The sequence below is a fragment of the Leptotrichia hongkongensis genome, assembly GCF_041538065.1.
GTDB classification, from domain to species: domain Bacteria; phylum Fusobacteriota; class Fusobacteriia; order Fusobacteriales; family Leptotrichiaceae; genus Leptotrichia; species Leptotrichia hongkongensis.
The window spans coordinates 149930-162863 of record NZ_JBGORW010000001.1 but is presented as its reverse complement, the minus strand read 5'-3'; the positions used below and the strand labels follow the sequence as shown (position 1 = coordinate 162863).

Here is a 12934-nt window from a genome sequence, read left to right as displayed (position 1 = left end):
TTTATTTTATATCAAATTTCATTTAAGAAACTGAAATTATATTTTAATTATTTAGTAACCCTATACCAGAAGAAATTCATAACAAACCTATTATTCAAATGAAAAATAGCATTATTTATTGTTTTCTTACTTCCTTTATTTAAACCCTTCCCATATTTTCCAACAACATCAAAGTTTTAAGTGAAATTACAGGTATATTGAGTAAATTAGCCATTATCAATGTTGAATATGTATATTTATTTAACCTGTTATCATCTTTTATAAAATTTGCAATTATAAAAATCGGCATTTGTAAAATTATAATTCCATAAAATTGCATATTTCCATGATAAATCAATCCTAATAAATCAATAAAAACTAAAGAAAAAGCAACATAAGACAAGAACTTATTATTTTTTCTTTTCATTATCATAAACAATAAAACAACTAAAATACATACTATAACGTGTAATCCTTGGTTTTGTGAAAAAAAATCCTTACCCAAAACTTCTATGCACAAAAACAAATACACTATTCCAAAAACTAAATCACCCCATAAAAACTTCTTAATTTCTTTTTTCTGAAAAACTTTTATAAAACAAAAACATAATCTAAAGCTATAAAGCATCAATAAATTTAAAAATATAAGTACAATCAGTTCTTTCAATTTATTTCACACTTCCAAATAAATCATTCAAAGCTTCGCTCATTGTCGGATGAGTAAATATCATATCTTTTAAGAATGTATATTTTTGTTCAGCTTTCATAGCCGCTGCAACAATGTTTATCATTTCGTGGGAAGTGTTGCATAATAAAGTACATCCCAGTATTTTATCTGTTTTTGCATCTATAACCGCTTTAAGCAGTCCATCTGTCACACCTTCTATTTTTGCTTTTGGAATTGCCATTGCTTCAAGTCTTCCTGTTTTTACTTCATATCCTTTGGCAATTGCTTCGCTTTCAGTCATTCCAACTCTTGATAAAGGTGGATTTATGAATACGCTGTATGGAATTACATTTCTGTCGTTTACTGTTCTATTTCCTCCATTGTAAAGGTTATCTCTTATTATTCTAAAGTCATCAAGAGAAATATATGTAAATTGAAGTCCGCCTTTCACATCTCCCATTGCCCAAATGTTATCAGCTGTTGTTTTCAATGTTTCATCAACTACAACCGCACCTTTTTCGTCAGTTTTTACTCCTGCCGCTTCTAAATTAAGCCCTTCTGTATTAGGTTTTCTTCCGATTGCCACAAGAATTGCGTCTGATTCAATTTCGCTCTTGCTTGTTCCTTGTGAAATTTGCACATATCCTTTTCCATTTTTATCAACAATTTCCTCAATTTTTGATTCCAGTAAAAATTTGATTCCTTTTGCCTCAAATATAGCCTTTGCCCTATCAGCAATTTCTTCATCTTCTCTAGGCATAAGTCTTTGTGCCAAATCAATCACTGTGACTTCTGACCCAAAATCAGCATACATAGAAGCAAATTCCAACCCAATGTATCCTGCTCCCAAAATAGTCAATTTTTTAGGAAGTTCCTTTAGTTCCATAATTGAAGTGCTTGTATACACATGGTTACTTTCTTTAAGTCCTTTTATACCAGGAATTATTGTAGTCGAACCTGTATTTATAAATATTTTTTCTCCTTCAATCTGAACATTTTCTCCATTACTTTCAATATTAACTACATTTTTCGAAACAAAACTTCCAAATCCATCATAAATATCAATATTTTCCTTTGTAGCCAGCATTTCATAATTTTTTCCACGTAATGCACCAATTAATGTATTTTTATTATTTATACTTTCTGTATAAAATCTCTCCTTTTCCTCAATACCGTTTAATCCTTTATTTTTAAGAACTTTTGTACTGTCAACAAGTTTTTTTGTAGGAATACACCCAATATTTATACAAGTCCCTCCGTACATCTTGTCCGATTTCTCAATCAAAGCCACATTCTGACCTTTCCCAGCCAAAAATCCTGCCAAAGTTTTTCCACCTTTTCCAAATCCAATTATTATTGCATCATATTTTTTCATTTTCTTTGTCCTTTCCATTTTATACAATTAGTTACATAATTGTATTCATTATAAAATTAGATTTCCTTGTCTTAAGAATACCACATTTTTTATAAAAAAACAAGAGTATTTGTGTTTACAAATTTTATTATTTTTTCAATCCCCTTAATAACTAAAATATCCAAAGTCTTCTCATATTCTATAAACTCTATCATATTATCGTTTGGAAATTCAGAAAATATCATCACAACTATTTCAATCGAATTTTTTAAAACTTTATCAGATGATTTCTTTTTACCATTCTTCCGCCTTTTTATAATCATTATTATCCTCAGCAATCATACCTAAAATTGTACCTGCCTTTTTATTTCCTTTTTCAAAAGCTATCTCATACCTCTTTTTCCCTTCATTTTCATCAATATGTTCATAATACATATCTGCAATTGAAACATAAGCAGTTTTGTCATATTTTGCCACTTTTAAAAAATACTTTTCCGCTTCTTTATAGTTTTCTCTGTTCAATTCATAGGCAATTCTTGCCATTAATTGAGCTTTTTCAGGATTTTTTTTATTTTCCTGATGAAAAGAAACATCATCAATATCTTTTATTAACACATCATTTCCTTGATTTCTACATCCTATTAACAGACAAAGCAACATCAGTAAAATATATTTATTCATTTATAATTCCGCCTTTTCAAAATTTTTATTCTTTCCGATTTTTATACCAAATCCTGCCATCCTATATTCATCATCAAAAAATAGCAAATATCCTTCCCAAATTTCAACTTCTAAAAAAATTTTCTTCCCTTCCTTTAAATAAACTGTTTTTCCATCAGCCCAATATTTTTCCAGCTTATCCTCAATTTCTATTTCCACATACTCATACAATCCATATTCATAATCCAAAATAACCGAATTCCCCTTAAATTTTAATACTGCTTCCATTCCAATTTCTTTTTCAATTTTTTCATTTTCACTAACTGTTTCTATTTTTTTCAGTTCTCCTGTTTCATAAGACAAATATATTTTTATCTCTCCGTTATTAAAAGAAAAAATCATATCCCGCTCGCTTACCACATTCTCACTTTTTCCAGTAAAATCTACTATCTTCAATTTCAAATTTTCCATAAATCAAAATTCCTTCTGCATAATTATTCCTATTAATTAAGATTACTATATTTTCGAAAATTTTTACTCCAAAATAAATATTAAGCCTGTTATCAGTAAAATAACATCCGATAATATTTTGGGAAATATCAATCTCCAAAAAATCTAATTCTTTAACTTTTATACCAGCTTCATTGTATTCTTCCCTCTTAAAATAAATATCGCCTTCTATTATATTTTCAGGAACTTATATTTTATGCTTAAATTTAGCCATTTTCAATATATTGAGAATTTCCAGCGAATTTATTCTCCCATCTTCTCCTATTAATAAATAAAAACTGTATAATTTTTTTGCATAAGAAAAAGCGACTAAGATTTCTATTTCTTAATCGCCTTGTATCTTCAGTATTTAATTTTTTCAGCTCGAAAAATTAGAATTTATAAATTGCTATCTAACCATGTTTTTAGTTCATCAAAACTGTAATCTCCTTTTAACGCTATTCCATCTTTAATAATTGAATTTTTACATTCCTTTTTATAATCTTCAATCATTCTCCCAAAACCACCTCCACCATGCGTGCAAAACGGAATGATTGTCTTTCCGCTTAAATCAACCGTTCTTAAAAACGATAGCACGGGTGGGGCAAAAGTTTTGAGCCAATTGGGAGAGCCAATAAAAATTACCTCTGCATTTTCAATAGTTTCCGCTCCTTGAATAAGAGGTGGACAGTATCCTTTTTCAATTTCTTCTCTCGCTTCTTTTACAGCAGTATTATATGAGAATGAATAGGGCTTTTGTGGTTTCAGCTCTCTCAAATCTCCATCGGTAATCAACGCAATATCTTCCGCTAATCTTCTTGTTATTCCTGAATATGAATAATATACAACCAAAAAACTCATTATAATTACCTCCACAACTTCAAATTTGTCTACACCGCCTTAATCTTATCATTTATCAATTCAATAAACGCTATCACAGTCGCTCCTATCATCGGAAGCCCATAGGGACTAAATAGGAAACCGATGACCAAGCCCGATATACCTATCCCAATTTCTCCTCGAATTAAAGAAGCTATCGCCCCAAATATGCAGAACACCATAACGATATAAAGTAATGCTGTTCCAATACCAAGTAAGAATGTCAGAAAAGCTGTCAGAATTGATAAGACAAGACTAATCGGAAATAATATCCATCGCATACACTACCTCTTTTCTCTTCGGCTTATGTGCTGCTTACAACCATTATTTTAATGGATAATAGCTCTAAGCAACACATAAACTATCAGTTTCTTCAGTTTTTAACTTTGGTAGAAGCTTCAAAACCTTTGATTTTACTGAACTATTTGCCTCTGTCATTATTATGACACGAGACCCACATGTCGGGTCATATACCTTATTGATACTTGTTTTTCCTTCCATTACAAGTCTTGCCAAAAGTTTAGAAACTGTCTGCGGTGTAAAAAATTCTCCTCCAGATTTTCCCGAATTACTGGCATAATTTGAAATCAAATATTCGTATGCATCTCCAAAAGCATCTATATCATTATGCTGAAAACTTCCAAAATTAATCTCAGAAACTCCTATTAAAATATCTGTTAATCTTGTATTTTTCTCTGCTACAGTTCCACCTAGACGGTTACTGGTTGTATCGACATCTTCAAACAATCCTTTAATATCATTTTCCGATTCAAAACCAATAGCACTTGCCTCAATAGATTTAAAAATATTAGCCAAATCAGTATTTAAATTTTCATTATTTCTCGCTGTTTTTACAACATTCTGAAATAATTGGCTTGGCAAAATAAAAAAACCTTTATCTTCTACTGTATTAGGTCTAAAATCTTCTTCTGCTTCTTCATCAGAAATATTTTCATAATTAAATTCTAAATCTCCAGCTTCATGTTCTGCCTTATTAAAAAATTCCACCATGTTCTCAGAAATAAATCTGTAGAATAAAATTCCTAAAATATACTGCTTGAAGTCCCAGCCATCTACTGCTCCACGTACATTATCAGCAATAGACCATATTTTTCTATGCAGCTCTGCTCTTTGCATCATCTCATTTGACCCTTTATTATCCATTTTTTATTTCTCTCCTAATTTTAAAATTTCTGTATTTACAATATATTTTATTATAAAATTTTTTAAAACACAAGTTTTAATAAATAAAAATTTATCTTCTTCCAATATATTTTAAATTCTTTTATTTTATTCCTGATTATAAAAAAATCCATCAAAAATATACAATTTTTCCTTTAAACTATTGCATTTCTGTCACTTTAAAGGTAAAATTATACTATAAAAACTTTTTTAGGGAGGAAGCTTATGAATTTATGGCTACTTATTGGTATTGTTATTATTGTAGTAGGATTCACATTGAAGCTTGATGTGCTGGCTGTGGTGCTTACTGCTGGTATTGCTACAGGAATTGCTGCGAAAATGGATTTTTTAGAAATACTTGGAATTATTGGAAAGGCTTTTGTGGATAATAGGCTTATGTCTGTTTTTCTAGTCAGCTTGCCAGTTATTGCTGTTCTAGAAAGATATGGACTAAGAGAGAGAAGTGCAACTTTAATTGAAAAATTGAAAAATGCGACTGCTGGTAGAATTTTAGGACTCTATATGGTTATACGTTCTATTGCAAGTGCGTTATCAATCAGAATTGGAGGGCATGTGCAGTTCATCCGTCCACTTATTTACCCAATGGCTGAAGCTGCTGCAAAATCTCATAAAGAACAGGAGCTTACAGAAAAAGAAACTGAAGAACTGAAAAGTTTGAGTGCTGCAATTGAAAATTACGGAAATTTCTTTGCTCAGAACATATTTATCGGTGCATCAGGACTTCTTCTAATTCAGACTACATTACAGGAAAATGGATACAATGTGTCATTAAAACAATTAGCATTATTCTCAATCCCAATGGGAATTATCACAATAATCTTGACCTTTATTCAAGTTTATATTTATGATAAAAAAATAACAGCAAACAAAGGAGGTAATAAATAATGGATGTAAAAGCCCTTTTAAAAATTTTAACAGAAATTGTTTATATCCTTTGTGGATTTGTCAGTATTGCTACTGCGATTAGAGGTCTGAAGAATGAAAAATCAAGAATAGGAACATTTTTATTCTGGTTTATTCTTGGAATAATATTTATTTTTGGGACTGTTATTCCATACAAAGTTACTGGTGGACTACTTGTAGTTCTTGCTATAATTACTGTAACAAAACAGCTCCATATAGGAAAATTTGAAAATATTTCATCTCAATTCAAAATTGCACAAAGTGAAAGACTAAAAAACAAAATTTTCATTCCTGCTGCATTAATTGGAATTGCTGCTTTTCTAATACTTCAGTTTAAAATCGGAAAAACTGCAATACCGCCTGCATTAGGTATCGGTGGAGGTTCACTTGTTGCACTGTTAGCAGCTGCTATTATTATAAAACCAAAATTTAAAGAAACAAATGAAGATACTTCAAGACTTCTTATGCAAATTGGTGCTACTGCCATTCTTCCACAGCTTCTTGCAGCATTAGGTGCAGTATTTACAAAAGCTGGTGTTGGAAAAGTAATTGCTACCAGTATTTCTTCAGTTGTACCAACAGGAAATATTTTTATAGGAATTATTATTTATGCCGTTGGAATGGCTGTATTTACTATGATTATGGGAAATGCCTTTGCTGCATTTTCAGTAATAACTGCAGGTATTGGTATACCTTTTATCATAAAGCACGGTGGAAATCCAGCTGTTATAGGTGCTTTGGGAATGACTGCAGGTTATTGTGGTACCCTTATGACTCCAATGGCGGCAAACTTTAATATCGTTCCTGCTTCAATCCTTGAAATAAAGGACAAGTATGGAATTATAAAAATTCAAGCTCCAATGGCTTTATTACTGCTTTTATCACACATTGTACTTATGCTGTTTCTTTTTGGAGTAAAATAAACATCAAAATAAACTAATAGAAAGGAGTGCATGAAATTATAAATCGTTATGGTATCATGCGAAAAATATATGAAAATACTTGTCACAGGCTTTGACCCCTTTGGAGGAGAGCCTATAAATCCTGCTATCGAATCAGTAAAAAAATTACCAGATAATATTGCAGGAGCCGAAATTATCAAACTGGAAATCCCGACAGTGAAAAAAAAATCTATTGAAAAAATTGAAAAGGCTATTGAAGAACATAATCCAGATGTTATCCTGTCAATTGGGCAGGCAGGCGGAAGATTTGACATTTCCATCGAACGTGTTGGAATAAATCTTGATGACTTCCGGATTCCTGACAACGAAGGAAATCAAACTATTGATGAACCTATTTTTCCAGATGGAGATAATGCCTATTTTGTAAATCTGCCTGTAAAAGCCATGGTAAAAAATGTACAAAAAAATGAAATTCCAGCTTCAGTTTCATATACCGCAGGAACTTTTGTATGTAACCACGTTCTTTATGGTACTCTTTATCTCGTAAACAAAAAGTATAAAGGTAAAAAAGCTGGATTCATCCACATCCCATTTTTACCACAGCAAGTTATCGACAAAAAAAATACACCTTCAATGGAACTAAATACCATTGTAAAAGGATTGACTGCAGCAATTGAGGCTATTGTAAAAAATAGTGAAGACATCAAAGAAACTGGCGGAACTGTATGCTAAAAACTATAAATTAATTTGAATTTCAGACAAAAACCTGTTTTCATTTAAAAATATCTTGAAGCAGGTTTTTTCTATTACAAAGTCTATTTTTCTTATTCTCTAAGTCTTGTTGTTTTTAAATCCTGACTTTCTTTCTATACAATTACTTCCTTTTATAATTCAAATTTTTCTAAGACATTTTTGAAATAATTGCTCTATAGTTATATAAATATTAAAATTAATATAAGTAAAAATAAATTGAAAAAACAAAAAAATTGTGGTAAACTTATTAAGTAAAGTATGATTGGATTTTTTTAAGTAATTATACAATAAATAATTTCTTGAAATTATTCAAATATATTTTTATTTTACTTTGTCTAAAGTAAAATTAGGAGGTAATTTATGAAGAATAAAAAGAAATTGGTAATTATAACTTCCATTTTAGCAGTAGGTATTCCACTGCTGGCTATTGGGACACAATCAATATTAAAAAAAGTAAGGGATGATTATTACAAAACTCAAAAAGAACAGATTGAGGCTGAAAAAGCCAGAGAAAAAGCTGAAAAAGAACAAAGATTAGCTCAAGAAAAAGCCGAAAGAGAAAGGCAGCTTCAATTAGAAAAAGCTGAAAAAGAACAAAAAATTGTCAGCGAAAAAACTGAAAAAAAACAACCAATAATTACTGGTCAATCTTCACAAAAAAATAAAAATGGAAAGGAAAAAGTTAAGATAAATAACGCAACTCCAACTTTTACTCCTACAACAACCGTTGTAGAAAAACGTGAATTAACACCAGAAGAAATAAAAAGAGCTAAAAAAGCTTTAAAAGAAGCAAGAGCTAGTTACTTTAGCGGTAATAAAGCCGCAAAATTGTCGAAAAGTTCAAAAAGTACTGATAAGATTATAATAAAATCTGACAGTAAAGGAAATGTTGAAGCAATAAGACAGACCAAAGAACAGAATGACAAAGCACAAAAAATCTTAAAAGAAATAAGAGAAAGTTATTACAAAGACAAAAAGAAATAAACACATATCAAAATGACTCATTTATGGGTCATTTTTATTTATAAATAAAAAAACCTATTTCAAATCAAATACATCTAAAATAGGTCACTTTTTTATAAATCATTTTCAAACACATAGAAATTTTTTACAGTTTTTTATTATATACTCAAACCTATTTGAAATTAAACTACTAAAAATTATATTGATTTAGGGTTTGAGTAAAATAGTCATAGCCTTTTGAGTTTAGTTTTAAAGCAGTTTTACTATACAATTTTTATCTTTTCATTATTTCAAATCCTTACTTCCCTCTTCCAAAATCTTTATTTGACAAATTATTTCCTCATCTTTAATAGTTTTTTCTTTCCCATTTTTTATTGCCTCATATAAATCATCATAGACTCTACCATAATCACCTTTTTCAGAAATTACTTTTTCCTCATGATAATTTCCTTTTTCATCATAATAAATTAACGTCCCATAATGTTTTGGCAAATCTATTCCAAAATCTGAATTATCTGGCATATAAAACAACTTCAAATGTTCTTCTTGTCTATCCTCTGTTTCTTTTATAAAGCACCCTTTAGTCCCATATACAATAAATGATGCTCTAGGTTTTATTCTAAAATAGCTACCTTTTAAACTTACTTTTAAACTTTTACCATTTTCTCTTTCATAAAACAAGTCTATATCATAATAGTCATTCATCCGATTTGTCCCAAGAAGCTGTCTTACATCATAATGAACTTTATCAGGATTGCCGTATCGTGAAATTATCTGATCCAAGACATGCGTCCCATGCCCATATAAAAATGTATTCGCTTGTTTCCCGTCATATTCCTTCACATTTTCAGGCACTTCTGCCCTGTAATAATCATAATTAGACTCAATTTCTAAAATTTCTCCTAATTTCCCGCTTTCAATCACTTTCATTGTAGTCAAGAAATCACTGTCAAATCTTCTATTGTGATACGGCTGAACAATTAACCCTTTTTCCTTAGCTAACCTAAATAACTCCTGTGCTTCTTCCAATGTTTCAACAAAAGGCTTTTCCACAAGGCAGTTTTTACCATGCTCCAGCACCTCTTTAGCGTATTTATAATGTAAATCTGATCTTAGGCAGATAACAACCAAATCAATTTCAGGATCATTATACAATTCTTCAATTTTATCAGTATAATGAATCCCGTCTATTCTCTCCCAAGTATTATTTTCCAAATTATTTGCAACAATAGTCTTAACTTTTATTTTATCTTTTCTTTGCAGTAAAAATGGAAGATGGTATCTGTTTGCACTTTTTCCATTTCCTATAATTCCTATTTTCATCATAATAATTATCCCTTCTATTCAATTTTATAAATCAATCTGCTTAAAGATAAAGTAAGGATATCTAAAAATCAATGGAATAGCTGTATACAACCTAAATTCTACACTCACTTTAAACTAAGATTTATTTTAAAATATTGTATAATTTAAAAGAGAAAAATTCAAATAAAATATCACAAAATGATTTTTATTCTAAAAATTCCCCTTTTAAACAATTTATAATTCTTTAGTATCTTTTACAATTTCTTATGATAAAAAAGTTTTTTATAACTTCATTATTCAACAAGATTTAGTCTAAATTTCTATATTAAGAATACAGCACGTTCACACATAAAAGGATATTTTTGTACGCAATTATCCTGTTTAATATATTTTAAAATTCAATACAAAACTATTTTTGTTCCAGCCTCTTATACACTTCGATAAATTCATTCGCTAATTCTTTAAACAAAATTGCTGTCATCAAGTGATCTTGTGAATGTACCATGATTAATCCAACATCAATTTTTTCTCCTCCAGCTTCCCTTACAATCAAATCTGTCTGTAATTCATGTGCCTTTAGCATTTCCTCATTAGACTGCTTCATAAATTCTTCCGCTTCATCAAACTTCCCTGCTTTTGCCGCATTCATAGCCTGATAAGCCAAACTTTTAGTTTCCCCTGCATGTCCAATCAATGTCATCGCAATCATTTCAATATCCAATACTTCTTCAGCCATAGTAAATCCTCCTAAAAATAATTATATTTTATTATATTAAAATTTATTCTTAATATTGTTATAACACACGTTTTTAACTATGTCAATTTTATATATTTTATTAATTTTTCTATTAATTAACCCATAATTTCAATATTTTCTTAAAATAGACGATTTAAAAATCTACATTTTTTCATATATAATATTTATTAAGAAGTTAAAAAATATAAAATTATATTTTAATTTTTAAAAATATTAGATTTATATCCTTTATTAAAAATAATTTACAATAAATTCAATATTAAAATAGAATTTTGTATAAAACAATTTATAGATGAAAAAACATAATTTTTTATAAAATTTGACTTCTAAAAAATTGGTGGTATACTATGAATGTAAAAGTTAACCTTATTCAGAACAAAATAATGAAAATATATTTAAAAGTAAATTTTTTGGCAAGAGAAGAAAGGGTGATTAAAAATGAAAAAAATCTTATTATGCTGTGCAGCAGGAATGTCTACTAGTCTATTAGTAAACAAAATGAAAGCTGAAGCTGAAAAAAGAGGAATTGAAACTAAAATCTGGGCAGAGCCTCTTGATAAAGCAAAAGAAGAATTTAAAAAAGCAGATGTTGTCTTATTGGGACCACAGGTTAAATATGCTTTACCTGAAGCAAAAAAAATTGCTGAAGAAAATAATATTAATATAGATGTGATTAATATGGTTGACTATGGAATGATGAACGGGGTAAAAGTACTGGATCAAGCCTTAAATTTGCTTAAATAGTTCCATTTAATTGTGTTTTATTAGAAGTTCAAATACTGAAAAAATCATTTTAATCATTAATAAAATTTATGGTTAAATTAATAAAATATATTTTACAAAATACATTTTTTGTGGTATATTATTTGTAGAGTAAAATAATAAATAAAAATTTTAAGGAGTGATTACAATGATTAAACAAACTTGGATTTGGTGGAAAAAATTAAATACAATTTAATATTTTTTTGCCAGCTATGTTGAAATTTATTGTAATTACTATTATTAAATATTGTGAGAAAAGCATTGGTGAAACAAAATCAATGCTTTTATTTTATACAATTCTCTTAGTCGGTAAAATGATTTAAGAGAATTTTTTTTATAAATTTCAACTAACACTAAACCTCATTTAGAAAATAGAAATAAAATTCTATAACAATTAATTTTATAATCTTAATTAAAAAAATTAAATCTAATTTTTAAGTATCCCTCTTAAAGACTTTTATAATTTTATTTATAAATAGTATGGTTAATAATAGTTCTTTTATTTTTTTATTCAAGTTTTTTGTAACGTAAGGGCATCAAACACCATGCTCTTTTTCGCAATAACAGTTATTTTAACATGTATAACTGGTTACTATTTAAAGATAATGGCGAAACGTTCTACGAACTACCCCGCTTTACGCAAAACTTTCTTATAAAGAAAAAATAAAACTCGCTTCGTAAAACTACGCTCACTTTCGCAAATAAGAGTTATTTTTACATAAATAAGTTTTCGTTTTATAAAAATTATGGCGAAAGAAATACATTCGTATTTAGTTATTTTTCCTTTAACGAAATTTTGCTTATTTAGTATTTTCAAAATGTAAAAACCTAAAACTTAAATATAATAATCTTTATAATTTAATATAGAATGTCGTGATTTTTTTTGGAATGAAAACGACTAAACACATTTATGTGTTTATTTCGCTAGAACCTTTATAGCAGATATATTTTATAGAGTTGTTCTAATTATTTATTTGCAAAAGTGAGTGTTAGCGAGTTTCGTTTTCGTAGTAACTCAAGTTTATCCAAATATAAATGTTTAGACTACTTTCCCAAATAAAATTTGGGAATATTTCAAAAAAATGCTTAGACGAGCCAGGGTTAGTGCATAGCACTTTCGCCATTCTCTTTAATATACCATTATTTAAAGATGTTAAAATAACTTTTATTGCGAAATAAAGGAAAATGGCGATTGATTTCCCTTGCTTATATAAAAAGAAAAAACATGAAATTATGAAAAAACATTTATTAACAGTAAGCAGTTTTTCAAATTTTAAATAAGAATTCTTATATAAATACTTGATGATAAAATTTAATTAAAGAATAATTTAATAGTTGGATAGATTGTAAAATAGTAT

The 12934-nt window shown here is 28.7% G+C and carries 15 protein-coding genes; 5 read left to right on the top strand and 10 right to left on the bottom strand.

Translation table 11 applies throughout. The features are described from left to right. Positions 1-139 precede the first annotated feature (139 nt). The 8 genes from ACEG17_RS00755 to ACEG17_RS00720 form a co-directional block, all read right to left on the bottom strand. Positions 140-646 carry a hypothetical protein gene (locus ACEG17_RS00755; protein ID WP_372582174.1) on the bottom strand — a complete coding sequence of 169 codons (507 nt, stop codon included), beginning with the start codon at positions 644-646 and terminating at the stop codon, positions 140-142. Position 647: 1 nt separating this feature from the next. After that, on the bottom strand, positions 648-2021 hold the full coding sequence (locus tag ACEG17_RS00750; protein WP_372582173.1) for an FAD-dependent oxidoreductase: 1374 nt from the start codon (positions 2019-2021) through the stop codon (positions 648-650). 89 nt (positions 2022-2110) lie between these two features. After that, on the bottom strand, positions 2111-2323 hold the full coding sequence (locus tag ACEG17_RS00745; RefSeq protein WP_372582172.1) for a hypothetical protein: 213 nt from the start codon (positions 2321-2323) through the stop codon (positions 2111-2113). Continuing rightward, on the bottom strand, positions 2295-2681 hold the full coding sequence (locus ACEG17_RS00740; RefSeq protein WP_372582171.1) for a tetratricopeptide repeat protein: 387 nt from the start codon (positions 2679-2681) through the stop codon (positions 2295-2297). The genes ACEG17_RS00745 and ACEG17_RS00740 overlap by 29 nt, the downstream gene beginning before the upstream one ends. Next, positions 2682-3131 carry a hypothetical protein gene (locus ACEG17_RS00735; RefSeq protein ID WP_299574008.1) on the bottom strand — a complete coding sequence of 150 codons (450 nt, stop codon included), beginning with the start codon at positions 3129-3131 and terminating at the stop codon, positions 2682-2684. Positions 3132-3548: 417 nt separating this feature from the next. Continuing rightward, on the bottom strand, positions 3549-4010 hold the full coding sequence (locus ACEG17_RS00730; RefSeq protein ID WP_068157411.1) for a flavodoxin: 462 nt from the start codon (positions 4008-4010) through the stop codon (positions 3549-3551). A 29-nt stretch (positions 4011-4039) separates the two neighbouring features. After that, positions 4040-4309: a CD1845 family protein gene (locus tag ACEG17_RS00725; protein WP_299574015.1), complete on the bottom strand. Its 270-nt coding sequence runs from the start codon at positions 4307-4309 to the stop codon at positions 4040-4042. A 64-nt stretch (positions 4310-4373) separates the two neighbouring features. Then, positions 4374-5192: a type I restriction-modification system subunit M gene (locus ACEG17_RS00720; RefSeq protein WP_372582170.1), complete on the bottom strand. Its 819-nt coding sequence runs from the start codon at positions 5190-5192 to the stop codon at positions 4374-4376. Between the two features lie 243 nt (positions 5193-5435). Here ACEG17_RS00720 and ACEG17_RS00715 point away from each other — a divergent pair, with 243 nt between their 5' ends. From ACEG17_RS00715 to ACEG17_RS00700, 4 genes are all read left to right on the top strand, one after another. Further along, positions 5436-6116, top strand: a complete 681-nt coding sequence (locus ACEG17_RS00715) for a DUF969 domain-containing protein (protein ID WP_372582169.1) — start codon at positions 5436-5438, stop codon at positions 6114-6116. Next, positions 6116-7057: a DUF979 domain-containing protein gene (locus tag ACEG17_RS00710; RefSeq protein ID WP_372582168.1), complete on the top strand. Its 942-nt coding sequence runs from the start codon at positions 6116-6118 to the stop codon at positions 7055-7057. The genes ACEG17_RS00715 and ACEG17_RS00710 overlap by 1 nt, the downstream gene beginning before the upstream one ends. A gap of 69 nt (positions 7058-7126) precedes the next feature. Next, complete coding sequence (gene pcp, locus ACEG17_RS00705) at positions 7127-7768, top strand: pyroglutamyl-peptidase I (RefSeq protein WP_372582167.1); 642 nt, start codon at positions 7127-7129, stop codon at positions 7766-7768. A 381-nt stretch (positions 7769-8149) separates the two neighbouring features. Continuing rightward, on the top strand, positions 8150-8773 hold the full coding sequence (locus ACEG17_RS00700; protein WP_147005342.1) for a hypothetical protein: 624 nt from the start codon (positions 8150-8152) through the stop codon (positions 8771-8773). Positions 8774-9037: 264 nt separating this feature from the next. On the opposite strand, the gene ACEG17_RS00695 is transcribed toward ACEG17_RS00700, so the two are convergent. Both ACEG17_RS00695 and ACEG17_RS00690 read right to left on the bottom strand, forming a co-directional pair. Continuing rightward, on the bottom strand, positions 9038-10078 hold the full coding sequence (locus tag ACEG17_RS00695; protein WP_372582166.1) for a Gfo/Idh/MocA family oxidoreductase: 1041 nt from the start codon (positions 10076-10078) through the stop codon (positions 9038-9040). A 388-nt stretch (positions 10079-10466) separates the two neighbouring features. Continuing rightward, positions 10467-10793 carry a PTS lactose/cellobiose transporter subunit IIA gene (locus ACEG17_RS00690; protein ID WP_299571068.1) on the bottom strand — a complete coding sequence of 109 codons (327 nt, stop codon included), beginning with the start codon at positions 10791-10793 and terminating at the stop codon, positions 10467-10469. Between the two features lie 459 nt (positions 10794-11252). Between ACEG17_RS00690 and ACEG17_RS00685 the strand changes: the two genes are divergently transcribed. Continuing rightward, a complete protein-coding gene (locus tag ACEG17_RS00685; protein ID WP_147005340.1) occupies positions 11253-11558 on the top strand; it encodes a PTS sugar transporter subunit IIB in 306 nt (101 codons plus the stop codon). Positions 11559-12934 lie beyond the last annotated feature (1376 nt).

Excerpts from the sequence above, each read along its gene's own strand:
- ACEG17_RS00740 (WP_372582171.1), bottom strand. The coding sequence starts at position 2,681 with ATGAATAAATATATTTTACTGATGTTGCTTTGTCTGTTAATAGGATGT.
- ACEG17_RS00735 (WP_299574008.1), bottom strand. The coding sequence starts at position 3,131 with ATGGAAAATTTGAAATTGAAGATAGTAGATTTTACTGGAAAAAGTGAG.
- ACEG17_RS00690 (WP_299571068.1), bottom strand. The coding sequence starts at position 10,793 with ATGGCTGAAGAAGTATTGGATATTGAAATGATTGCGATGACATTGATT.
- ACEG17_RS00730 (WP_068157411.1), bottom strand. The coding sequence starts at position 4,010 with ATGAGTTTTTTGGTTGTATATTATTCATATTCAGGAATAACAAGAAGA.
- ACEG17_RS00695 (WP_372582166.1), bottom strand. The coding sequence starts at position 10,078 with ATGATGAAAATAGGAATTATAGGAAATGGAAAAAGTGCAAACAGATAC.
- ACEG17_RS00725 (WP_299574015.1), bottom strand. The coding sequence starts at position 4,309 with ATGCGATGGATATTATTTCCGATTAGTCTTGTCTTATCAATTCTGACA.
- ACEG17_RS00685 (WP_147005340.1), top strand. The coding sequence starts at position 11,253 with ATGAAAAAAATCTTATTATGCTGTGCAGCAGGAATGTCTACTAGTCTA.
- pcp (WP_372582167.1), top strand. The coding sequence starts at position 7,127 with ATGAAAATACTTGTCACAGGCTTTGACCCCTTTGGAGGAGAGCCTATA.
- ACEG17_RS00715 (WP_372582169.1), top strand. The coding sequence starts at position 5,436 with ATGAATTTATGGCTACTTATTGGTATTGTTATTATTGTAGTAGGATTC.
- ACEG17_RS00700 (WP_147005342.1), top strand. The coding sequence starts at position 8,150 with ATGAAGAATAAAAAGAAATTGGTAATTATAACTTCCATTTTAGCAGTA.
- ACEG17_RS00750 (WP_372582173.1), bottom strand. The coding sequence starts at position 2,021 with ATGAAAAAATATGATGCAATAATAATTGGATTTGGAAAAGGTGGAAAA.
- ACEG17_RS00710 (WP_372582168.1), top strand. The coding sequence starts at position 6,116 with ATGGATGTAAAAGCCCTTTTAAAAATTTTAACAGAAATTGTTTATATC.
- ACEG17_RS00745 (WP_372582172.1), bottom strand. The coding sequence starts at position 2,323 with ATGATTATAAAAAGGCGGAAGAATGGTAAAAAGAAATCATCTGATAAA.
- ACEG17_RS00720 (WP_372582170.1), bottom strand. The coding sequence starts at position 5,192 with ATGGATAATAAAGGGTCAAATGAGATGATGCAAAGAGCAGAGCTGCAT.